We start from the raw sequence: 21373 nt of genomic DNA, 5'->3' as shown, positions 1-21373 counted from the left end.
CGCTTGAATGACCTCGCTTAAAACCAAAACGGCCAGCCCAAAGGCTAGCCGTATATACACCGCACGCGTGTTAATTCAACAGGCCACGCACCTCCTGCTTGACGCCCCAGCCTTCAATAATCCCGCCCAGCGGAACCACTACCGCTTCAAAGTCCTGCTCAAAATCGCCAATACCACCATAGGTGGCGTACATCACTTTGCTTAATTCCAGATACCAGGCGCCGTCATCACGCACATTGATCTGTGCATTCAAGGATTCACCACAAAATTTACCTGCAGCTCTGCGCGCCCGCTCCTCGTCCGGGAAGATTGCGTAAAACTCGATGGGATGGATGCGTGAAAAATCAAAACCGCCTTCTTTCATGCGGCGCAGCACATAGCTGCTGAGGTCTTCTTGATGGGCTGTGCTCATGAAACGTCCTCCTCGCAATGGATAGACATTCAGCGCTTCCCTTTCGGCTGCAGGCAGGCCGTGAAAAGGGAAGAAATAAGCATGTAGCAAACAAGATCAGAGCCAGTCGATTACTTCGCTGGTCTGGATGCAGAGTAGCCCCAGGGCGCAGCGTCTGCCAAGGGGGCAAGCCATGAATTTCAACAGGTTTTACCTTTGCCGGGAAAACCGGCGCCCGGTACCCGGACAGATGCGCTGCCCAGGACCAAGCGGCCCACACCAAGGGTTACGGCTTTTCAGCGCGCTCCTTGAGCCCTTTGAGGGTGTTGAACGGAGCATCGACCACAAACTTGTTGGCCAACCAGGACGGCACGCTGCCACCCGGCTCGGTGTGCACCTGATAAGTCACTTCTGTCAGGTTGTCGCCTTTGGGCACAAGCTTCCAGAAGCCATCGACCTGGGCAACCCGTACAAAGCCCTTTTCTTCCGGGATGTAGGTCGGCTGCCCTTTGAGGGTACGGGTCAAGCTGCCATCGGCCCCTTGAACAGTGGTCACCAGCAACACCGAGTCACGCGGGGTTACCGGCCACGGCGTCTTGAACTGGGTGTAGGTCCAGCTCTGGTCGCCTTCATGCTTGAGCAGCTTTTGCGATTGGCACTCATGAATCCAGGCACAGGCGCTCGCCACGTCTTCCTGCAATTTGCTGATCTTGGCCAGTGGCGCCTTGATGGTGGTCACCCCCTGATAAGCCTTGTACTGGGAGCCGGCAACTTCGCTCAACGACACCTTGATGCCGTCCTGATCCTTGGCGACCTTCCAGTTTTCAGCCTGAGCCACGCCCACCAGCAGAACGCTCAAACCACATACCAATGCCACTCGATGCAACGAACCCATTGTCTTATTCCTTATTGTTGAAGGTCTGTTCACTGGACACAAACACACTACGCCGCGGTCATCTGCTCCCACCAGCCGATCAAGTTGATGGCTTCTTCACGGTTACTGCCGCACACCTCGATGTCTGCCTTGAAGTCGCCACACACCGCGGGACGCTCAGGCTGACCGAACAAACCGCACAAGTAGTCGACAGAAAGATGCAGGCAGCGTTCCCCGGCAGGCTTGCCATTGGGCATACCTGGCAGCGGTGTACTGATGGAAGGGGCTATGCAGCAAGCGCCACAGCCTTCACGGCAATTCATGACGTTAGCACCTCATTCGGGGCAAAGTGTGTTGATGACAAAGGATAGTACTCGCTGGAACAGGTGTTTGAAATTGACCGTTCAGCAGAATGTGCCGATAAATGACAGTGACTGAATAGTCAGTTTAGAAGCCCGTTTTTCAGCGCTCGACACTTATTGTTTGAACTCGAAATCCAGCGCTGCGCCTTCGATTTCATTGTGCCGGGCTTCATTGCGCAATTGCAGGTTCATCTCATTACTGAGCAGGCGTCCGTTGAGCTGAAAAGGGCTTTCTTCGGCTGCTTTCTCACCAAACATGTTAGGCAGTAATGGTTTGTGCGCGGGCATCGGGACAGCGCCAAGAGGATGGAGCTGCTTGACCATTTCGGGGGGCAGTCGCAAATCGAGGTGTGCGGCGGGCAAAGGATTTTTGGCGATCTCATGGGCCGACCTGGATTTTGAGGCCACGGGCGCACGCTTCTTGACCGGAGCTTTTTTCTCGCTGGCCACCGGCTTTGCGGGTGAATGGACCGTTTTTTTCTCCGCGGAGGTCGTTACAGGTTGCACTTGGGCCGCTGTCGCAACAACAGCATTAAGCGCACTCAAAACGCCCACTAACAGCAGGCCCACACAATATGTCGCTTTCATAACTCCCACAGTTTTAACCGTTCAGGTGCGTATGCTCGCGCTTTACGCACAGGGTGACAAGGTGATTATGGTCAAAAGGCCATCCCTGCGGCTGCCGCGCTTCCTCCGTAGAGGCCCGAGGCTTCCTGGCAGAGCTGGTTGGCAAGCATGCCCAAGGTCATCAAGGCCCGATCGGCTTCGCGGTTCCAGGGTATGGCGCAGTTTAGTCGTATGCAGTGATTGAACTGCTCAGTGTTACTGAAGATCAGCCCCGGCGCGATACTGATGCCTTGTTGCAGCGCCCGCACATGCAGTTCCTGAGTATTGACCCGGCCCGGCAAGCTGACCCACAGGATAAAGCCTCCGCTAGGGCGTGACATCTGTGTGCCTTCAGGAAAGTGCTGCTGAACAGCCAGTTGGAACGCACTCAGGTTCTTCCTGTATTCCTGGCGGATGAAACGCAAATGGCGGTCGTAACCGCCATTTTCAAGGTAAGCCGCCACGCCCATCTGCGTCACGCTGCACGCCGAATGGGTGGTGAAGGTTTGCAGCCGCTGGATTTCCTGCTGAAACTTGCCCGCGATCATCCAGCCAATACGCACACCGGGGGACAAGGTCTTGGAAAAGCTCGAGCAGTAAATCACCCGATCCAGGCGATCGTAGGCTTTCAAGGCCTTGGTACGACCGACCTCGAACATCAACTCGCCATAGATGTCGTCTTCGACGATCTGGATATCAAAATCGGAAGCCAGACGCAGCAACTGCTTTTGCCGCTCTTCGGGCATCGTCCCGCCTAATGGGTTACTCAGCCGCGTGGTCAGCACCAGGGCCTTGATCGACCATTGATTGGCCGCCAGTTGCAGGGCTTCAAGGCTCATGCCGGTCGCCGGGTCGCTGGGGATTTCGATGACTTTCAAGCCCAGCAGGTCAGCCAGTTGCAGCAGCCCGTAGTAGGTGGGGGACTCCGCCGCAATCAGGTCGCCGGGGCGGGTCAGCACGCGCAATGACATTTGCAGGGCATCGACACAGCCGTGGGTGATGATGACCTCCGAAGGGTCAACCACCACGCCAGCATCGCGCATGCGAATTGCCACCTGGCGCCGCAACGGTTCAAAGCCCGGGCTGAACATATAGCTGAACGCCCGCGGGCTGTGAAAGCGCGTGACCTTGGCCAGTTGCTGATGCAGCGCCCGCACAGGCAAGTAATCGACACTGGGCACGGCCGCACCCAGCGGGAACACGCCTTCACGACGGGACTCGACCAATACCTGCTGGATGATACTGCTCCGAGTGACCAGGCCTGGACGCTCTACACGGGCGATATCCGGGGTGGGAGCGGTCAGGGCCGGGGTCTGGTGCACGTAATAACCGGACTGCGGCCGCGCCCGAATCAAACCCTGATCTTCCAGATTGGCGTATGCCTGCAACACCGTGGCATGGCTGACGTTGAGCTGAGAGCTCATCTTGCGTACCGAAGGCACGCGCTCGCCTGGCTGATAAACGCCACGCCGAATATCCTCAGCCAACTGCTGAGCGATACGTTGATAGAGCAAAAGGTTGGTCATGGCGCAGCACTCGATGTTCAGGCTTTATTTTTGTGGAGAACAATACCGGAACAGTTTAGAAGTGTACGGGCACAGTTGTCACTTAACTAAGCCGTACAGGGTGTGCGCGGGTGGGAACTGTATGGGTGCGGATTAGCCACCCACGTAGCAGCTGCCGAAGGAACGAGGCTGCGTTCGGCGACGTCGTCGTCGCAAATCAGGCACCTCGGTGTGTCAGCGATATTGAGTACTTAGGTTTACGACGGCTGCGCCGCCGAACGCAGCCTCGTTCCTTCGGCAGCTGCTACAGGGCTTCAATGAAGCCCTTCGCTGCGCGCTTTAGCGAGCAGCGCCCAACTGACCTTTGTCGTCAGAAAAAACGATTTCGACACGGCGATTCTGGGCCCGACCGCGTTCGGTAGCGTTTACGTCCACCGGGTACTGATCGCCATAGCCTTCAACCTGGATGCGCTTTTCGTCGATCCCCAGGTCAACCAACACATCCGCCACAGCCTGCGCACGATCACGCGACAGCGTGAGGTTGTCCTCCTTGCCGCCAGTGCTGTCGGTGTAACCCTCGATGCGCACGATGCGCTTGGGGTTCAGCTGCAGAAACTGCACCAGTTTGAGCACCGTACGGTTGGCCGAGTTTTTCAAATCGGCTTCGCCCGTGTCGAACAATACGTCGCCCAGGGTCATGACCAAACCACGATCAGTCTGGGTAGTAGCCAGGCTAATAATTTGCTCTTCCAGCCATTGGCCCTGTTGCTGAACGCTCAACAACTTGGCTTCGCGCAAGGCCAGCTGCAGGCGCTGACGCTCGAGCTCGAGCTTGGCCGCACGTTCTTCGTTGAGCACCTGCTGCGTATGCTCGCGGGCAATTTCACTGTAGCGCTGGCTCACATAGGCGTAATGCGCCACGTCTTCGCCACTGCCCCAGTAGCTGGACAATCGGTCGGCGCGGGCCAGGGATTCGCCTGCACGAATCACGTCCTTGGGCGCGATGCGCAACACATTGGTGTCTTCTTTTACGGCCTGAAAATCGGTACTGGCCTGTTGCAAGGCCTGAGCGCTGTTGTGATGCCCGGCACACCCGGCCAGGCTGACGCAACCCACCACCAGCACACCCATGAAAGCTCTGGACTTGAGGCTCATTGGGCCTCCGCCAGCTGTTTGCGCAAGCGCGAAATACGGGTATTGAGCACGTTCAATTGTTCCTGGCTTTTTTGCGTCAGCACGCGGGCTTCGGCCAATCGGGCATCAAGTTCAGCCTGTTCAGCCTGCATGCGCGCGTCTTTGTAGGATTCATCTGCCATATCTGCCAGCGCTTGGGCCAGCTTGTCTTCGGCTTGCTTCAGCTCAGCCATATCATCGGCTTTCGCACCTACGGCCTTGGCTTGTTCCAGGGCTTGTTCGGTCAAACGCAATTGTTCATTCGGCGCAGGATCGGCTGCACAACCCGCCAGAGCCAAAACGGCCAGGGCAGCGAAAAGAGGTCGAATTGTCACTAGGAATTCCTACTGTTTTGGGGCGCTGAGCGGTTGTAGCAACTGGGCTTTCCACCGCTCTAGATTGCGTTGCACTGCCGCCTCGGTCAGGCCGGACGCGGGCAATTCTGTCATCTTTTTGGCGAGCTGTCCGCGCAACCAGGGCTCATTGCAGGCCGAGTCATGGGAAATAGCCAAAAACAGCCCCGGTTGATCAATGGGCTGCGGGTGCGCTACCAGGTCATCGGCGATGCCCAAGGTTTGCGCAGTAGCCATACCGGCATAGCGGCCTGCCAGTACGTACTCGGCATTGCCGAGCAACAACTGCTGAAACGCCTGGGTCAGGCCTGGCAGGCGCTCCAGGGTTAGTTGGTGCTGGGCAAACTCGTTGAAGGTGTCGCTTAAACGGGATTTTTCCGAAACGGCGCCTGCATGGCCATGCAGGTCAGCCGGGGTTTCGTAGGCCAGGGGCGAGTCCTTGCGGGTCCACACCAAATAATCGTTACGCACCAGCGGGGGGTGAATGTAGTCGAACGATGACAGCCCGCTGACCGTCAGCGGCGCATCCAGCAGCATGTCCATACGCCCGGTACGTACTTCGTCCTGGGCCTGGGCGCGTTTGCCGCCATAGAGCACTTCAACCTTGATCCCCAACTCCTGGCCTGCCAGTTGTATCAGATCGGCACTGGCGCCGATCAAGTGCGCCGGGTCGGCCGGGTCGCGCCACAGATAAGGCGGTGCATCAGGGCTGCCAGTGACGATCAGGCGCTCGCACTTGCCCGCCGCCTCAGACAGCAGTGGCAAAAATGCCAATCCCACTAGCAGCCTGCTCAACTGACGCATATCCATACCCCTTCGCTCCATCCACGCAATTGACACGCATAAAAAAACCCGGTCACCCAGGCCGTGAAGAACGGGGCAAAACACTGAGTGTTCTGCCCTGCCCCACAGCCCCGATAACCGGGCTCTTTATAAGTGAAGCAACTGGATTAAACCAGCTTCTCCAGCTCAGGTACGGCTTCGAACAAGTCCGCTACCAGACCGTAATCGGCCACCTGGAATATCGGTGCTTCTTCGTCCTTGTTGATCGCAACGATCACTTTGGAGTCTTTCATACCAGCCAGATGCTGGATCGCGCCGGAAATACCAACGGCGATGTACAGCTGTGGCGCAACGATTTTACCGGTCTGACCGACCTGCATGTCGTTGGGTACAAAACCTGCGTCCACGGCTGCGCGAGAAGCGCCAACAGCAGCGCCCAGCTTGTCGGCCAAGGTGTACAGCAGTTTGAAGTTGTCACCGTTCTGCATGCCACGACCGCCGGAAACGACGATTTTGGCTGCGGTCAGCTCAGGACGGTCCGACTTGGCCAGCTCTTCGCCAACGAACGACGAAGTGCCTGCATCGTGAACCGCTGCAACCGCTTCAACCGCTGCCGAACCACCTTGTGCGGCAACCGGATCAAAACCGGTGGCACGCACGGTGATCACTTTGACCGGCGCAGTGGACTGCACGGTGGCAATGGCGTTACCGGCGTAGATCGGACGGGTGAAGGTGTCAGCGCTGATGACCGAGATGATCTCGGAGATCTGGTCAACGTCCAACTGCGCAGCAACGCGCGGCAGGATGTTTTTGCCGTTGGAGGTGGCAGCAGCCAGGATATGGCTGTAGCCAGCAGCAAGCTCAGCTACCAGCGGGGCAACGTTCTCAGGCAACTGATGCGCGTAAGCCGCGTTGTCAGCCACCAGGACTTTAGCCACGCCAGCAATGTTTGCAGCAGCTTCAGCTACGGCGCCAATGCCCTGGCCTGCGACCAGAACGTTGATGTCGCCACCGATTTTAGCGGCAGCGGCTACGGTGTTCAGCGTGGCCGGAGCCAGCGTTTTGCCGTCGTGCTCTGCGATTACCAAGATAGTCATTGTCAGATTACCTTCGCTTCGTTTTTCAGTTTCTCGACCAGTTCAGCCACCGACTTGACCTTGATGCCCGCGCTGCGTGCAGCAGGCGCTTCGACTTTCAAGGTTTTGTTGGTCGACGCAGTGGAAACGCCCAACGCTTCTGGCGTCAGCACTTCAAGCGGCTTCTTCTTGGCTTTCATGATGTTTGGCAGGGACGCATAACGCGGCTCGTTCAAACGCAGATCCGTGGTGATGATCGCTGGCAAGCTCAGCGAAACAGTTTGCGCGCCACCGTCAACTTCACGGGTCACGACAACCTTGTCGCCCGCCACTTCAACTTTGGAGGCGAAAGTGCCCTGACCGTAACCGGTCAGCGCAGCCAGCATCTGGCCGGTCTGGTTGTTGTCGCTGTCGATGGCCTGTTTGCCCAGGATCACCAGCTGAGGCTGTTCCTTGTCGACCACTGCCTTGAGCAGCTTGGCCACGGCGAGCGAGGTCAGGTCTTCGGCGGACTCGACGAGAATGGCGCGATCTGCACCCAGTGCCAGCGCGGTACGCAGCTGTTCCTGAGCAGTGGTCGGGCCGATGGAGACGACGACGATTTCAGTCGCAACACCTTTCTCTTTCAGGCGTACGGCTTCTTCCACAGCGATTTCGCAGAAGGGGTTCATCGACATCTTGACGTTGGCGAGGTCAACGCCGGAGTTGTCCGCTTTGACGCGTACTTTAACGTTGTAATCGACCACTCGTTTGACAGCTACAAGAACCTTCATGGATTCCTCGTTACTCTCCGGTGAAAAGAAAGTCGCCTAGGCGAACCTGGCGGTTGATGCTCATCAGCACAAGGGCACCTCCAAAGATCGTTGCAATGCCCTTCTTATATAAAGAATGACGAGTGCCAAGTCCTTCTCTTGCGACCGCCTATCAGGTGTGACTAACAAGTCATACACCAAAAGGACGTGTAAACTCCGCTCAAAAAATGGCAGGCTCCTACAGGCTTGTGCCTATGCCCTGTCTTTAGAGGTGCTCTTGAAACCAACAATCAGCCTACGGCGAGCGCAAAACCGCCCGTATCTTGACCGGAACGCCTTTTGCGGTCAATACAGCAAATGGGCCAGTTTTGAGCCGCGTGTCTTTGATTTATCTGGCTTGCAGCGGATTCAAACAAACGTTTGTATTGGACGCTGCTAGTGGTGTAGATATAATGCCCGCCCATCAGAGAGAGCGGTGCGTCATCCATTGCATCTTCAACCTCAGGGTCGAGGGAATAATGGATGAAGCGCCAAACCTCCAATTAGAAAAATACCGTTGAGCCTTGAGTAGGAGATAGCCTGTGGAACGCGAATACATGGAATTCGACGTGGTCATCGTCGGCGCCGGCCCTGCCGGTTTGTCCGCCGCCTGCCGCTTAAAGCAGAAGGCCGCCGAAGCCGGTAAAGAAATCAGCGTCTGCGTGGTTGAAAAAGGCTCCGAAGTCGGTGCTCACATTCTATCTGGTGCTGTTTTCGAACCTCGCGCCTTGAACGAATTGTTCCCGGACTGGAAAGAACTGGGCGCACCGCTCAACACTCCAGTGACCCGCGACGATATCTATGTACTGCGCAGCGACAGCACCGCGACCAAGGTGCCTGACCTGTTTGTGCCTAAAACCATGCACAACGAAGGCAACTACATCATCTCCTTGGGCAATCTGTGCCGCTGGTTGGCGCAACAGGCCGAAAACCTGGGCGTAGAAATCTACCCGGGGTTTGCCGCTCAAGAAGTCCTGTTCGACGAAAACAACGTGGTCCGCGGGATCATCACCGGTGATCTGGGCGTTGACCGCGAAGGCAACCCGAAAGAAGGCCTGTACACCCCCGGCATGGAACTGCGTGGCAAATACACCCTGTTCGCCGAAGGCTGCCGTGGCCACCTTGGCAAGCAACTGATCGAGCGTTTCAAACTCGACAGCGAAGCTGATGCCCAGCACTACGGCATCGGCCTGAAAGAGATTTGGGAAATCGATCCGGCCAAACATCAGCCAGGTCTGGTCGTTCACACGGCTGGTTGGCCGCTGGATATCATCAGCAGCGAAAACACCGGCGGCTCTTTCCTGTATCACCTGGAAAACAACCAGGTCGTTGTCGGCCTGATCGTTGATCTGTCCTACAGCAACACCTTCCTGTCGCCGTTCGACGAGTTCCAGCGCCTCAAGCATCACCCGGTGCTCAAGCAATACCTGGAAGGCGGCAAGCGCATCAGCTACGGCGCCCGCGCCATTTGCAAAGGCGGCCTCAATTCACTGCCGAAAATGGTCTTCAACGGTGGCGCACTGATCGGTTGCGATCTGGGCACCCTGAACTTCTCCAAGATCAAGGGCAGCCACACTGCAATGAAGTCCGGCATGCTTGCAGCAGAGGCCGTGGCCGACTCGCTGCTGGCGGACTCCGAAGGCGGCGATGCACTCAACACCTACGTTGAAGCCTTCAAAGCCAGCTGGCTGTTCGACGAATTGTTCGCCAGCCGTAACTTCGGCCCGGCGCTACACAAGTTCGGCCCCATTGTGGGCGGTGGTTTCAACTGGCTCGACCAGAACATCTTCGGCGGCAAACTGCCGTTCACTCTGCACGACACCAAGCCAGATTATGCGTGCATGAAGCTGGCCAAGGACTGCAAGAAGATCGACTACCCGAAACCCGACGGCAAGCTCAGCTTCGACAAGCTCAGCTCGGTGTTCATCTCCAGCACCAACCATGAAGAAGAGCAGCCGTGCCACCTCAAGCTGCGTGATGCGAGCATTCCAATCAGCGTCAACTTGCCGCTGTACGATGAGCCTGCACAGCGTTACTGCCCGGCTGGCGTGTACGAAGTGATCACCCAGGAAAGTGGCGAGAAGCGCTTCCAGATCAACTCGCAGAACTGTGTTCACTGCAAAACCTGCGACATCAAGGATCCATCGCAGAACATCACCTGGGTTACCCCGGAAGGTGGCGGCGGCCCGACTTACCCGAACATGTAACTCATAAAGGCTCCTTCGGGAGCCTTTTTATTACCACCCAATCCTGTAGCAGCTGCCGAAGGAACGAGGCTGCGTTCGATTGCGAAGCGATCGTAAAGCCTGAGTCTACGCCTTAACTGATACACCGCAGACTCTGATCTCACGACGGCTCCGCCGCCGAACGCAGCCTCGTTCCTTCGGGAGCTGCTACAAGTGATCGCCAGCCTGTTAGCACCCCACCCCTTCATGCCCAGGGCTGCGCTCAAAGTAGCGCTTGTACTCGCGACTGAACTGCGAAGTGCTTTGATAGCCCACGCGCTCCGCCACTTGCGCTACACCCAGCCCTTCACTCAACAGCAACTGCTGTGCCCGCAACAGGCGCAGGCGCTTGAGGTACTGCACCGGCGACAGCAAGGTGCTGCGCTTGAAATGCTCATGAAAGGTGGATGCGCTCATATTTGCGCAACGGGCCAGCGTCTCGACATTCAGCGGCTGCGCAAAATGCTCGTGCAAATAACTCAACGACGCCGCCACCCGCGCAAACTGCCCTTGCTGCTCGACCAACGCGCGTAACACACCTGCCTGCGGACCGCGCAATGCCGCGAACAGCACCTCACGCAACCGCGCCTGCCCCATGATCCGGCACTCCAGCGGATCATGCAGGCAGCGCAGCAGACGCTCGACCGCCTCGCGCATGGCGTCATCCAAAACCGCCGAGGTCATCGACTCCGGCGTCTGCGCCACTGCACTGCGGTCAGGAGCCAGGCCCATAGCCAGCACCAACTCCCCCAGTACGGCGCGATCGATACTGATCGCAACTCCCAGCAATGGCATCTCTTCGCTGGCAAAGGTTTCACACTCGAAAGGCACCGAAAGTGCCTGCACCAGATAATGCCCGGCGCCGTACTCCAGAGTGCGCTGCCCCAGATAGGCCAACTTACTGCCTTGGGCAATCACCATTAGGCTAGGCTCATAGATCTGCGGCATACGGGCCACCACCCGGCATGCAGAAACCACCCGAACTTCAGGCAGCAGAGTCGACACAAAACCGGTTTGTGTCGCCAATGGTTCGATCAAAGACACCAGCGCGGCATTCTCATCTCGGTGACGAGTCAAAAACATGGATAAAGTTTCACAAGAGGATTAGACAGCCGCATCTTCGCAGAATTGGTCAATAAAGCGACAGTTCGCACGCGACGCCGGAGTATTAGGCATGACTTGCGGAGGAATCGTCATAGTCCTGCAAAGCATCAAGGCGCAAAATCGCCTCCTCTTCACAGTTAACGTTTCGCGAGGTTCTCATGTCCACTGTCACTTATAACGCTATCGGTTATGCCGCTCAGAATGCCAAGGCCCCTCTGGCCCCGATGCAGTTCAACCGCCGCGCCCCGCGCCCGGATGACGTATCCATCGAAGTGCTGTACTGCGGCGTTTGTCACTCCGACATTCACCAGGCTCGCAATGACTGGGGCTTCGCGACTTACCCGCTGATGCCGGGCCATGAAATCGTCGGCAAAGTAACCGCGATCGGCAGCAACGTCACCAAGCACAAGGTCGGCGACCTGGTCGGTGTAGGCTGCATGGTCGATTCGTGCCGCACCTGCTCGGCGTGCAAGGAAGACCTGGAGCAATACTGCCTGGAAGGCATGACCCAGACCTACGCCAGCCCGGACCGCATTGACGGCACGCTGACCATGGGTGGCTACTCAAGCAACATGGTAGTCAGCGAGCACTTCGTACTGAGCATCCCGAAAAACCTCGACCCGGCCAGCGCCGCACCGCTGCTGTGTGCCGGTATCACCACCTTTTCGCCGCTGCAACACTACGGCGTAGAGCCGGGCGACAAGGTCGGGATTCTGGGCATGGGCGGCCTGGGCCACATGGGCATCAAGTTCGCCAAGGCCATGGGCGCTGAAGTGACCCTGTTCACCCGCTCCCAAGCCAAGGCCGAAGAAGCCTACCGTCAAGGTGCCGACCACGTGATCGTGTCCACCGACCCGGAGCAGATGAAAGCCGCGGCCGGTAGCTTCAACTTCCTGCTGGATACCATTCCGGTGCCGCACGACCTGAACCCGTACCTCGAAACCCTGGCGTTTGACGGCGTGCATATTCTGGTGGGTTTGATCGAGCCGGTTGAGCCAGCACTGAACGCCTTTAACCTGGTGTTCAAGCGCCGCGTACTGGCCGGTTCGCTGATCGGCGGCATCGCTGAAACCCAGGAAATGCTGGATTTCAGTGCTGAACACGGGATTACCTGTGACATCGAAATGCTCGACATCAAAAACATCAACGAAGCCTTTGAACGCGTAGTTAAAGGCGACGTGAAGTACCGCTTCGTGATCGACATGAAAACGCTGAAGGCCTAAGCGTATCAGCGTTTGTGGGAGCGAGCAGGCTCGCTCCCACCGTTGTGTGCAGTGCGCTTTACCCGCCCAACTCCGCCGATATCTGCTGCGCTGCATGGGTAATGACCGGGATCAACCCGGTCATCTTCTCCAGTGACATGTAAGGCACGGTGCTGGCGATACTGATCGCAGCCACGATGTTGCGGCTGGCATCACGGATCGGCGCCGCCACACAACGGATCGACGGTTCGTTGTCTTCCAAGTCAAACGCATAGCCGCCCGCTACATAGCTGCGCATGCGCTCCTCGAACTGCTCCCACGAAGGCTCCTGATGATCTGGCCACAGCGGATTTTTACCGCCTGCCAGTTGCCCGGCTTCATACAACCGTCGCCACTCGTCCAGAGGGGAATCCAGCAACATCGCCTTGCCGATCCCGGTTCGCGCCAACGGCATGCGATGCCCTACCCGCGAACGCATTTCCGGGCCATTGCGCCCCGGGTTCTTGTGCAGGTACAGCACTTCATCATCCTCACGCACCGCCAAATGAATGGTGTCGCCGGTCAACACCGACAACTCGTCCAGATATGGTCCCGCCAGCGTCACCAGCGGCAACTCTTCACGGGCCTGAAAACCCAGCTCGATCAGTTTGGGCCCCAGCAGATACCCCACTTTTGGCAACACCCGCAGGTAACGTTCATCCACCAGGCAACTGGCCAGACGATGCGTAGTGCTGCGTGTGGTCCCGATCACCCGAGCGATGTCCTTGAGGTCGCGCGCGCCATTGGCCACGGCCTGCACCACCGCCAGCCCGCGGAGCAAGGTTTGAGTACCGGTGGGTGCGATTTTTGTGGAGTCGTCCTGCATAGCCAGCCTTTCCATTGAGAGGGGGGAGAACCGGGCAGCATTATGGTCGCCCGGCGGGCTGACTTCTACAGTTCGATCCGTTCAACCTTGCCCACCAGCAAGATGTAAGACAGAGCCCCCAGCAACGCCAGCACCGAAATATAGGTAATTGCCGGAGCAAACGAGTCGCCGCTGGCCAGAAAGCCGATCACGATTGGCGTGGTGATCGCTGACAGGTTGCCGATAAAGTTGAACACCCCGCCGGTGAGCCCCAGCAGCCGTGCTGGAGCCAGGGTCGAGACCAGCGACCAAGTGATCGAGGCCAGCCCGTTACCGAAAAACGCCAAGGCCAGGAACGCAATGACCAGCGGCGTTGAATCGACAAAGTTGGCGCCAATGATCGAGGTCGAAATCAGTAGCCCGGAAATGATCGGCAGCTTGCGGGCAAAGCCCACCGAGTACCCGCGACGGATCAACCAGTCGGAGAAGAACCCCGAACATAGCACCCCCACAAACGCGGCCAAAAACGGCAGCGAAGCCAGCAAGCCGGACTTGATAAAGTCCATGCCACGGTATTTAACCAGGTAGGTCGGAAACCAGGTCAGGAAGAACCACAGCGTCGAGTTCAGGCAGAACTGCCCCAGATAGATACCCCACAGCTTGCGCTTGCTCAGCACAATGCCCAGGTCCAGCCAACTGAACGGTGCCTTGCGCTCGGCGGTTTGGCTCTGGATATCCACCAGCCCGCCGCCCTCGGCGATCAGGTCGATTTCAGCCTGGTTGACGCCCTTGAAGTCACGGGGCTCTCGGTACACCGCGTACCAGATCCCGGCCCAGAGAATCCCCACCACACCGGTGCTGACAAACACCATGTGCCAGCCCCACTGATGCTGCAGCCAGGCCAGGACCGGGGTCAGAAACGCCAACCCGACAAACTGTCCGGAGGTGTAAAAGCCAATAGCGGTGGCGCGTTCGCGTTCAGGAAACCAGGTGGTCACCACGCGGCTGTTGATCGGGTATGCCGGGGCTTCCAGCGCGCCCACCGCCATACGCAACACGAACAGGGCGATAAAGCTCGCCGCAAAGCCGAGCATCACCGTGGCCACCGACCACAGCAGCAGGGCAACGCTGTAGAGAATGCGCGGCGGCACGCGGTCCACCAGCCAACCACCGGGTATTTGCATGGCGGCGTAGGTCCAGCCGAATGCCGAGAAAATCAGGCCGACATGAATCGGATCGATCCCAAGATCGCTGGTCAGTGCGGGGGCGGCAATCGACAGGTTGCTACGGTCCAGATAGTTGATCACCACGGTGATAAACAACAGCACCATGATGAAAAAACGCTTACGGCTAGGCGCCACTAAAATCGCAGGCGCGACAGTGCTTGAAGATGACATGGGCATGCCTCTTTTTTATGGTTATTGAGGTCGTTGACTGACACCTGTAGCCGCTGCCGAAGGCTGCGGTGGGTTGCGAAGCAACCCTGTTTTGAAGGGCCTTCGACCCTTTTCGCAGCTTGCGGCAGCGGCTACATGAGTGGCATTACCACTCGGCAAAGCTGCCATCGGCATGGCGCCAGATCGGGTTGCGCCAGCGGTGGCCTACCAGCGCTCGCTCGCGCACATATTCTTCGTTGATCTCAATGCCCAGGCCTGGGCCGTTGGGGATTTTGACGAAACCCTTGTCGTAGTCGAATACAGCTGGATCCTTGACGTAATCGAGCAGGTCGTTGCTTTCGTTGTAATGGATACCCAGGCTTTGCTCCTGGATAAACGCGTTGTAGCAAACCGCATCCAGTTGCAGGCACGCCGCCAGCGCAATCGGCCCCAGCGGGCAGTGCAAGGCCAGCGCCACGTCATAGGCCTCGGCCATGTTGGCAATTTTGCGGGTTTCGGTGATGCCGCCCGCATGGGATGCATCCGGCTGGATGATGTCGACATAACCTTCGCTGAGCACCCGCTTGAAGTCCCAGCGCGAAAACAGCCGCTCACCCAGGGCAATCGGGGTACTGGTCAACGGCGCCAGTTCCTTGAGTGCTTCATAGTTTTCGCTGAGCACCGGCTCTTCGATAAACATCAGCTTGTACGGGTCCAGCTCCTTCATCAGCACCTTGGCCATTGGCTTGTGCACGCGACCATGAAAGTCCACGCCGATCCCGACATTAGGCCCGACCGCATCACGCACGGCAGCAACGTTGGCCAGTGCCAGATCGACTTTTTCGAAGCTGTCTACAAATTGCAGCTCTTCAGTGCCGTTCATTTTGACCGCGGTAAAGCCACGACTGACAGCCTCCATGGCCGCTTTGGCGGTGTCGGCCGGGCGGTCGCCACCGATCCACGAATACACGCGGATCTTGTCGCGCACCTGTCCGCCCAACAGGTCACTGACCGACACTCCCAGCGCCTTGCCCTTGATGTCCCACAGTGCCTGATCGATACCGGCCAGGGCGCTCATGTGCACCGCCCCGCCACGGTAAAAACCGCCGCGATAGAGCACGGTCCAGATGTCTTCGATATTGCGCGGGTCTTTTCCGATCAGATAATCCGACAGCTCATCCACTGCAGTTGCCACGGTATGGGCACGGCCTTCGACCACGGGCTCGCCCCAGCCAGTCACGCCTTCATCGGTCTCGATCTTCAGGAACAACCAGCGCGGCGGAACCAGATAGGTTGTCAGTTTGGTGATTTTCATCGTGTTATCTCTCTTGTTCTATTGAGCGCCGCAGCGCCAGTCAGTTGGCCTGACGCCGGGTATTCCAGGCGTGTACATAGGCCTTGGCGCAAACCGCCACTTGGTCCGGGCTCATCCCTGGCTTGAACAGACCCGAGCCCAGGCCGAAACCGGAGACGCCGGCATCCACAAACACCTGCATGTTGTCCGGGGTAATCCCACCGACCGGGATCAGCAACGTCCCGGCAGGCAATACCGCCAGCCAGGCCTTGACCACGGCCGGGCCCATTTGCTCGGCCGGAAACATCTTCAGCACGTCGGCACCTTCGGCCAGCGCAGCAAAGGCTTCGGTAGGCGTGGCGACACCCGGCGACAAGTACAGACCAGCCGCCTTGGCCGCACGCAGCACTTTCGGATCGCTGTGGGGCATGACAATCACCTGCCCGCCTGCGGCCTTGACTTGCGCGACCTGCTCCGGCGTCAGCACCGTCCCCGCGCCGACCAGGCAGTCAGCGGGCAAGGTGCTGCGCAAAATACGGATGCTCTCGTAGGGCTCGGGAGAATTGAGCGGCACTTCAAGGGTACGAAACCCCTCGTCATACAGCACTTTTCCGATAGCTTGCGCCTCTTGAGGACGCAGACCGCGAAGGATGGCAATCAACCCGTTTTGTGCCAGTGCTTGCTTGAGCATCTCAGGCCTCCAGATGAGTGTGTTGGAGCAATCCGGCCGCTTGGGCCAAATGCCATAAACCCTGTTCGGTGGCCTGTTCTGCCAGGCTCACATCGGCAAACCCGCAGGCGCCAAGCGCCCGTTGATAGCGTTCACACAATTGGGAATTGCCGATCAGAATGATGGTGGGTAACGGCTGCTCACCCAGATGTTGACGCAGCACAGTGCTCAGCGCCGCCAGCTCATGGCCGATCAGCAGGCCGGAGACATAATCAGGCTGCTGCGTGGCGCTCAGTTGCCCGGTCAGGCCCAGAGTGCGTGCACTGAACAGAGTCGACAGCGGGCCGAGCTGGCCTGCGGGCGACAACGCCACCTGCACGCCGCGCTCGAACGCGGCCAGATCAAACTGCGCGCTGTGCTGCTGGGTGCGACCCAGGATCGTGTGGGCGCAGACGGCGGCATACAACTCGCCCGTCATGAAAGTATCGAAATGCACCAGGCAGCCGTCCTGTACTTGCACCCATTTGGAATGGCTACCCGGCAGGCCGATCAGGCAATCGTTGAGATGGGGCAGCGTTTGCAGGACGCCCAGTACCTGGGTTTCTTCGCCGCGCATCACGTTGGGCAGGACCGAGTGCTGGATCACCCCCGGCACGATATGCACCTCAACCCCGCGTACGCTGCGTACCGTCTGCAGGGCAGTGCTCAAGGCATTGAGGCTGGCCGGTGTTTCGCGGTACGCCACTTCACGCCAGCCCTGGGCGCTGCCAACCATGCCGCAGGCAATCACCGGGATACCGGGGTTGGCATCCAGCCAGTCACCGCATGCGTCATCGAATGCAAGCTCAAAGCCATCAGTGCACCAATGACCTGCGACCAACCGTGCCGCGTTCGGTAACTGCATGATCCCGCTGGCCAGCGAGCGTGTTTTCAGCACTTGCCCGGCGCAGCCGAGCAAATAAGCACGAAGGGAGGTCGTCCCCCAATCGAGCGCGATCAATTGCGCCTGCATCGCTTCACCTGTTTTGTTTTTAGCAGTGAATGCCGTCAATCAGTGCAAGAGACTATAAACCGAGGCCGCTATAAATCTCAACATATAAAATGCAGTCTCATATATAGGGATTTAAGCTTTTGTCTGATCGCGATAGAATCACCGCGATCAGGCAAATGCACCGAGTAGCCCGCATTGGGAGCAAGCCGCCGCCCCCTGAGCTATCAGCGTTGTTTCAACCGGTCGATCACCACCGCCAGCAGCAGGATCGAACCGCGGATCACGTACTGGTAGAAGGTGTCGATGTTCTTGAGGTTCATCGCATTTTCGATAATGGCCAGGATCAACACCCCCGCAATCACGTGCCGGATCATCCCAACCCCGCCGCTCAGCGACACTCCGCCCAATACGCAGGCCGAGATCACGGTCAGTTCGAAGCCCTGCCCAATCATCGGCTGGCCCGAGGTCATGCGCGATGCGAGGATCACCCCCGCCAGCGCACCGATCAGCCCGTGTACGGCGAAGATGATGATTTTGGTTCGGTCGACATTGACTCCCGCCAGCAACGCCGCTTCCGGGTTGCCGCCAATGGCCATGGTGTTGCGACCATAGGTGGTGTAGTTCAGCAGCCAGCCAAAAAACAGGAAGCACACAATGGTGATCAGGATCGGCACCGGCACGCCAAACAACTGACCGTTGCCGAAGACGAAGAACGACTCCTGGGACACCCCGACCGCCTTGCCGTTGGCGAAGATATACGCCAGGCCACGCACGATTTGCATGGTCGCCAGCGTGGTGATCAATGCATTGACCCGCAATTTGGCGATCACGATGCCGTTGACCAGGCCGACAATCAGCCCCATGCCCAACGCTGCACTAACGCCCAGAAACACGCTGTCGGTGTCACGCATGACCACCGCCGCCACGACCCCGGAACAGGCGATTACCGAGCCTACTGACAAGTCGAAATGCCCCGACGCCAGACAATAGAGCATGGTGCAGGCGGCAATCCCGGTGGTTGAAATCGCCAGCCCCAGGCCGCGCATGTTCAACGGCGACAGGAAGTTGTCGATCAGCAAGGTGCACAGCAGGAAGATCGCCAGCGCCGCCAGCAACATTACCCAGTCATCGAGAAAGCGTCGCAGATCCAAGGGTTTGCGCGCAGCGGGCAGTGACGTATTTTGCATTGTCATAAAAACCTCTCAGTGGATCACGCCTTCAGCCGCGCCGGCCTGGCAAGGCCATTTGCAACAAGTTGGATTCATTAGCCTGGTCGCGAGGCAGTTCGCCGCATACCCGACCTTCACACAGCACCAGAATGCGGTCGCTGATGCCCATCACTTCCATCAGGTCGCTGGACACCACGATCACCGCAATACCGCTGGCTGCCAGGGCATGGATGATTTGGTAGATCTCGGCCTTGGCGCCGATATCGATGCCCCGCGTCGGCTCGTCGAGCAGCAGCACTTTCATGGGCATCGACAGCCAGCGGCCGAGAATGGCCTTCTGTTGATTGCCGCCGGACAGGTACATGATTTTCTGCGCTGCGCTTGGGGTTTTGACTTTCAGCGCCTTGATCTGCTTGTCGGCATTGCTGCGCTCCCACCCTCCGTGCAGTAGGCAACCCAGACTCGAGTGTGCGCCCCTGGCGCTGATATTGATGTTCTCGGCGACGCTGGCGAGCGGGATGATGCCCTCCTTTTTGCGGTCTTCCGGGCACAGCAGTACCCCCGCATCAATTGCATCGCGGGGTGAGCGCAGCCTCAGTTCGCGGCCTTGCAGTTCAAGACTTCCGGCGCGGCAAGGGGTCAGCCCGCTGAGCAGGCGCAACAACTCGGTACGCCCTGCCCCCACCAGCCCGAACAGGCCCAGAATCTCGCCCTTGCGCACCTCGAAACTCACTGGCTCGCGCAACCCAGGGCCGAGCAGCCCCTGCACCTTGAGCGCCACCTCGCCGTGCTCACGCGGCCGGTAGTCATAAATATCCTGAATATCGCGCCCCACCATGCAGGTCACCAACTGGTCGTGGCTCAAGTCACTCATTTGCTCGAAAGTGCGCACGTAACGACCGTCCTTGAACACCGTGACCGCATCGCAAATACGGAACACCTCTTCCATGCGATGGGACACGTAGAGCACCACTTTGCCCTCGTCGCGCAGACGGGTAATGATCGCCATCAGCCGATCGATCTCGCGCGCCGAGAGGCTGCTGGTCGGTTCATCGAAAGCAATTACATGGGCGCCACGGGACAGCGCCTTGGCGATTTCGATCAATTGGCGCTGGCCCAGCGACAAGCGCGCGACCTTTTCCTGCGGGTCGATTTCGTCGGCCAGGCCCTTGAGCAAGTCCAGCGCTTGCTGGCGCAGTACGCGGCGGTTGATCAGGCCAAAACGCGCAGGCAAATGCCCCAGGAACAGATTCTCGGCCACGGTCATTTCCGGCACCAGATGCAGCTCCTGGTGGATCACCGCCACCCCGCTGGCGATGCTTTCAGCCGTGGACTTGAAGGTCAGCGACTGTTCACCGATCTGCAAATGGCCGCTGCTGGGCTGATATGCCCCACCGAGTATCTTTAACAGCGTGGATTTACCCGCGCCGTTTTCGCCCATCAGCGCATGCACCTGCCCCGGATGGGCTATGAAGCTGATATCGGCCAGCGCCTGCACCCCGGGAAACTGTTTGCCTATCCCGCTGAACTGCAGGCTGGCGGTACTGCTCATTAACGAGTTCAATTCCACAGACCAATCTTGGTCAGCTCTTCCTGGAAGTTGTCTCGGGTGATCAGCATCACCTCATCCATTGCGGTGTACAGCGGCGGCTCTTTGCCCTCGGTGATCCACTCAAACATCATGGTCGCGGTCTTGTAGCCTTCGATATGCGGGCTGGGCAGCATTGAGCCGAAGAAGCCGCTGTTGGCCTTTTTCAGTTCGCCAATGGCGTCAGTGCCATTAATGCCAATACCGATCACATTCGCTGGCGCAAAACCGGCACTTTCCGTGGCGCGCACGCCACCGAGCACGGTGCTGTCGTTCATCCCGCCGATAATCAGGTTCTTCGCCGCGCCGGGCAGTTTGACCAGCGCCGAGTTGGTGGCGTCCATGCTGCCAGGCACATCGAGGGTTTTAAGCGCGGAGTACAGAATGTGATCGTCTGGCAGGCCCGCGGCCTTCAAGGATTTGACCGAGCCATCGGTGCGCTTTTTGCCGGTATCCAGTTCGTTAAAGGTGTTGATGACGGCGTAAGTGTCTTTCCAGTCCCAGTTGCGCTTTTTCGCTTCAGCGACCATCGCACTGCCCTGTTTCTCGCCGACTTCGAACGCCGCCATGCCCAGGTACGGCACATCCTCCATAAACTTGCCGCTGGCATCGACAAAGCGGTCATCCACGGCAATCACTTTCAGGCCGTTAAGTTTGGCCTTGGCCATGATCGCAGGACCGAGCCCCACATCCGGCGGGCAGATCACAAAACCCTGCGCGCCGTTGGCGGCCAAGCTGTCGATGGCCGACAGGGTTTTCTCACCATCCGGTACGGCAATTTTAATCAGGGTGAAGCCTTTGTCCTTGGCGGCTTTCTCAGCAAACGCCCATTCGGTCTGGAACCAAGGCTCTTCAGCCTGCTTGACCAAAAAGCCGATCTTGACTTGCTCGGCGGCCAGCAGCGCACTACTCAGGCCGATGGCACTGACGGCCAATGCTGCACAACACAGGGAACGGATAACGGGACGCAATTTCATGGCAAACCCCTTGTTATTG

21 protein-coding genes are annotated in these 21373 nt (G+C 58.3%); 2 read left to right on the top strand and 19 right to left on the bottom strand.

Translation table 11 applies throughout. The features are described from left to right. Positions 1 to 70: 70 nt before the first annotated feature. The 10 genes from V6L79_RS09770 to V6L79_RS09725 all read right to left on the bottom strand — a co-directional run bounded on the left by V6L79_RS09770 (position 71) and on the right by V6L79_RS09725 (position 7896). Entirely contained in the window at positions 71 to 412 is a 342-nt protein-coding gene (locus tag V6L79_RS09770; RefSeq protein ID WP_019827425.1) for a ribonuclease E inhibitor RraB, read from the bottom strand. A 265-nt stretch (positions 413 to 677) separates the two neighbouring features. Further along, a complete protein-coding gene (locus V6L79_RS09765; protein ID WP_261741381.1) occupies positions 678 to 1286 on the bottom strand; it encodes an START domain-containing protein in 609 nt (202 codons plus the stop codon). Between the two features lie 47 nt (positions 1287 to 1333). Then, positions 1334 to 1588 carry a YkgJ family cysteine cluster protein gene (locus tag V6L79_RS09760; RefSeq protein WP_048358771.1) on the bottom strand — a complete coding sequence of 85 codons (255 nt, stop codon included), beginning with the start codon at positions 1586 to 1588 and terminating at the stop codon, positions 1334 to 1336. A gap of 153 nt (positions 1589 to 1741) precedes the next feature. Continuing rightward, positions 1742 to 2215 carry a translation initiation factor 2 gene (locus tag V6L79_RS09755; RefSeq protein WP_261741380.1) on the bottom strand — a complete coding sequence of 158 codons (474 nt, stop codon included), beginning with the start codon at positions 2213 to 2215 and terminating at the stop codon, positions 1742 to 1744. A gap of 71 nt (positions 2216 to 2286) precedes the next feature. Beyond that, a complete protein-coding gene (locus V6L79_RS09750; RefSeq protein ID WP_261741379.1) occupies positions 2287 to 3759 on the bottom strand; it encodes a PLP-dependent aminotransferase family protein in 1473 nt (490 codons plus the stop codon). Positions 3760 to 4077: 318 nt separating this feature from the next. Continuing rightward, a complete protein-coding gene (locus tag V6L79_RS09745) occupies positions 4078 to 4893 on the bottom strand; it encodes an OmpA family protein (RefSeq protein WP_261741378.1) in 816 nt (271 codons plus the stop codon). Continuing rightward, complete coding sequence (locus tag V6L79_RS09740) at positions 4890 to 5246, bottom strand: DUF4398 domain-containing protein (RefSeq protein ID WP_261741377.1); 357 nt, start codon at positions 5244 to 5246, stop codon at positions 4890 to 4892. Before V6L79_RS09740 ends, V6L79_RS09745 begins: the two co-directional genes overlap by 4 nt. 9 nt (positions 5247 to 5255) lie before the next feature. Continuing rightward, positions 5256 to 6074 carry an ABC transporter substrate-binding protein gene (locus V6L79_RS09735; protein WP_261741376.1) on the bottom strand — a complete coding sequence of 273 codons (819 nt, stop codon included), beginning with the start codon at positions 6072 to 6074 and terminating at the stop codon, positions 5256 to 5258. 140 nt (positions 6075 to 6214) lie between these two features. Next, a complete protein-coding gene (locus V6L79_RS09730) occupies positions 6215 to 7144 on the bottom strand; it encodes an FAD-binding protein (RefSeq protein ID WP_321835991.1) in 930 nt (309 codons plus the stop codon). Positions 7145 to 7146: 2 nt separating this feature from the next. Beyond that, positions 7147 to 7896 (bottom strand): electron transfer flavoprotein subunit beta/FixA family protein, encoded by a 750-nt coding sequence (locus tag V6L79_RS09725; protein ID WP_338580131.1) that lies wholly within the window; start codon positions 7894 to 7896, stop codon positions 7147 to 7149. Positions 7897 to 8456: 560 nt separating this feature from the next. Here V6L79_RS09725 and V6L79_RS09720 point away from each other — a divergent pair. Further along, positions 8457 to 10121, top strand: a complete 1665-nt coding sequence (locus V6L79_RS09720; protein WP_261741373.1) for an electron transfer flavoprotein-ubiquinone oxidoreductase — start codon at positions 8457 to 8459, stop codon at positions 10119 to 10121. A 207-nt stretch (positions 10122 to 10328) separates the two neighbouring features. On the opposite strand, the gene V6L79_RS09715 is transcribed toward V6L79_RS09720, so the two are convergent. After that, a complete protein-coding gene (locus tag V6L79_RS09715) occupies positions 10329 to 11222 on the bottom strand; it encodes an AraC family transcriptional regulator (protein ID WP_261741372.1) in 894 nt (297 codons plus the stop codon). A gap of 179 nt (positions 11223 to 11401) precedes the next feature. On the opposite strand from V6L79_RS09715, the gene V6L79_RS09710 reads away from it, so the two are divergent. Next, complete coding sequence (locus V6L79_RS09710; RefSeq protein WP_261741371.1) at positions 11402 to 12466, top strand: NAD(P)-dependent alcohol dehydrogenase; 1065 nt, start codon at positions 11402 to 11404, stop codon at positions 12464 to 12466. Between the two features lie 58 nt (positions 12467 to 12524). Here the strand turns inward: V6L79_RS09710 and V6L79_RS09705 are convergent, their stop codons facing one another. From V6L79_RS09705 to V6L79_RS09670, 8 genes are all read right to left on the bottom strand, one after another. Next, a complete protein-coding gene (locus V6L79_RS09705; RefSeq protein ID WP_261741370.1) occupies positions 12525 to 13310 on the bottom strand; it encodes an IclR family transcriptional regulator in 786 nt (261 codons plus the stop codon). Between the two features lie 65 nt (positions 13311 to 13375). After that, complete coding sequence (locus V6L79_RS09700; protein ID WP_261741369.1) at positions 13376 to 14686, bottom strand: MFS transporter; 1311 nt, start codon at positions 14684 to 14686, stop codon at positions 13376 to 13378. Between the two features lie 145 nt (positions 14687 to 14831). Next, positions 14832 to 15980: a galactonate dehydratase gene (gene dgoD / locus V6L79_RS09695; RefSeq protein ID WP_261741368.1), complete on the bottom strand. Its 1149-nt coding sequence runs from the start codon at positions 15978 to 15980 to the stop codon at positions 14832 to 14834. 40 nt (positions 15981 to 16020) lie between these two features. After that, positions 16021 to 16650, bottom strand: a complete 630-nt coding sequence (locus tag V6L79_RS09690) for a 2-dehydro-3-deoxy-6-phosphogalactonate aldolase (RefSeq protein ID WP_261741367.1) — start codon at positions 16648 to 16650, stop codon at positions 16021 to 16023. 1 nt (position 16651) lies between these two features. After that, positions 16652 to 17641, bottom strand: coding sequence for a 2-dehydro-3-deoxygalactonokinase (locus V6L79_RS09685; RefSeq protein ID WP_338580130.1), 990 nt, complete (start codon positions 17639 to 17641; stop codon positions 16652 to 16654). A gap of 203 nt (positions 17642 to 17844) precedes the next feature. Then, positions 17845 to 18813, bottom strand: coding sequence for an L-arabinose ABC transporter permease AraH (araH, locus tag V6L79_RS09680; protein WP_261741365.1), 969 nt, complete (start codon positions 18811 to 18813; stop codon positions 17845 to 17847). A gap of 25 nt (positions 18814 to 18838) precedes the next feature. Further along, entirely contained in the window at positions 18839 to 20341 is a 1503-nt protein-coding gene (araG, locus tag V6L79_RS09675; RefSeq protein ID WP_338580129.1) for an L-arabinose ABC transporter ATP-binding protein AraG, read from the bottom strand. Positions 20342 to 20349: 8 nt separating this feature from the next. Continuing rightward, the gene (locus V6L79_RS09670; protein ID WP_338580128.1) at positions 20350 to 21354 is read right to left on the bottom strand and encodes a substrate-binding domain-containing protein; all 1005 of its coding nucleotides are present in this window, start codon (positions 21352 to 21354) and stop codon (positions 20350 to 20352) included. Between the last annotated feature and the right edge of the window lie 19 nt (positions 21355 to 21373).

This window comes from Pseudomonas sp. ML2-2023-6, from assembly GCF_037055265.1.
GTDB classification, from domain to species: domain Bacteria; phylum Pseudomonadota; class Gammaproteobacteria; order Pseudomonadales; family Pseudomonadaceae; genus Aquipseudomonas; species Aquipseudomonas kulmbachensis.
Note: the sequence above shows the minus strand (reverse complement) of the source record. Positions and strands in the feature narration are given on the sequence as shown.

Bases quoted from the DNA above. Each gene is read 5' to 3' on its own strand.
- V6L79_RS09770 (WP_019827425.1), bottom strand. From the start codon at position 412: ATGAGCACAGCCCATCAAGAAGACCTCAGCAGCTATGTGCTGCGCCGC.
- V6L79_RS09765 (WP_261741381.1), bottom strand. From the start codon at position 1,286: ATGGGTTCGTTGCATCGAGTGGCATTGGTATGTGGTTTGAGCGTTCTG.
- V6L79_RS09760 (WP_048358771.1), bottom strand. From the start codon at position 1,588: ATGAATTGCCGTGAAGGCTGTGGCGCTTGCTGCATAGCCCCTTCCATC.
- V6L79_RS09755 (WP_261741380.1), bottom strand. From the start codon at position 2,215: ATGAAAGCGACATATTGTGTGGGCCTGCTGTTAGTGGGCGTTTTGAGT.
- V6L79_RS09750 (WP_261741379.1), bottom strand. From the start codon at position 3,759: ATGACCAACCTTTTGCTCTATCAACGTATCGCTCAGCAGTTGGCTGAG.
- V6L79_RS09745 (WP_261741378.1), bottom strand. From the start codon at position 4,893: ATGAGCCTCAAGTCCAGAGCTTTCATGGGTGTGCTGGTGGTGGGTTGC.
- V6L79_RS09735 (WP_261741376.1), bottom strand. From the start codon at position 6,074: ATGGATATGCGTCAGTTGAGCAGGCTGCTAGTGGGATTGGCATTTTTG.
- V6L79_RS09730 (WP_321835991.1), bottom strand. From the start codon at position 7,144: ATGACTATCTTGGTAATCGCAGAGCACGACGGCAAAACGCTGGCTCCG.
- V6L79_RS09725 (WP_338580131.1), bottom strand. From the start codon at position 7,896: ATGAAGGTTCTTGTAGCTGTCAAACGAGTGGTCGATTACAACGTTAAA.
- V6L79_RS09715 (WP_261741372.1), bottom strand. From the start codon at position 11,222: ATGTTTTTGACTCGTCACCGAGATGAGAATGCCGCGCTGGTGTCTTTG.
- V6L79_RS09710 (WP_261741371.1), top strand. From the start codon at position 11,402: ATGTCCACTGTCACTTATAACGCTATCGGTTATGCCGCTCAGAATGCC.
- V6L79_RS09705 (WP_261741370.1), bottom strand. From the start codon at position 13,310: ATGCAGGACGACTCCACAAAAATCGCACCCACCGGTACTCAAACCTTG.
- V6L79_RS09700 (WP_261741369.1), bottom strand. From the start codon at position 14,686: ATGTCATCTTCAAGCACTGTCGCGCCTGCGATTTTAGTGGCGCCTAGC.
- dgoD (WP_261741368.1), bottom strand. From the start codon at position 15,980: ATGAAAATCACCAAACTGACAACCTATCTGGTTCCGCCGCGCTGGTTG.
- V6L79_RS09690 (WP_261741367.1), bottom strand. From the start codon at position 16,650: ATGCTCAAGCAAGCACTGGCACAAAACGGGTTGATTGCCATCCTTCGC.
- V6L79_RS09685 (WP_338580130.1), bottom strand. From the start codon at position 17,641: ATGCAGGCGCAATTGATCGCGCTCGATTGGGGGACGACCTCCCTTCGT.
- araH (WP_261741365.1), bottom strand. From the start codon at position 18,813: ATGACAATGCAAAATACGTCACTGCCCGCTGCGCGCAAACCCTTGGAT.
- araG (WP_338580129.1), bottom strand. From the start codon at position 20,341: ATGAGCAGTACCGCCAGCCTGCAGTTCAGCGGGATAGGCAAACAGTTT.
- V6L79_RS09670 (WP_338580128.1), bottom strand. From the start codon at position 21,354: ATGAAATTGCGTCCCGTTATCCGTTCCCTGTGTTGTGCAGCATTGGCC.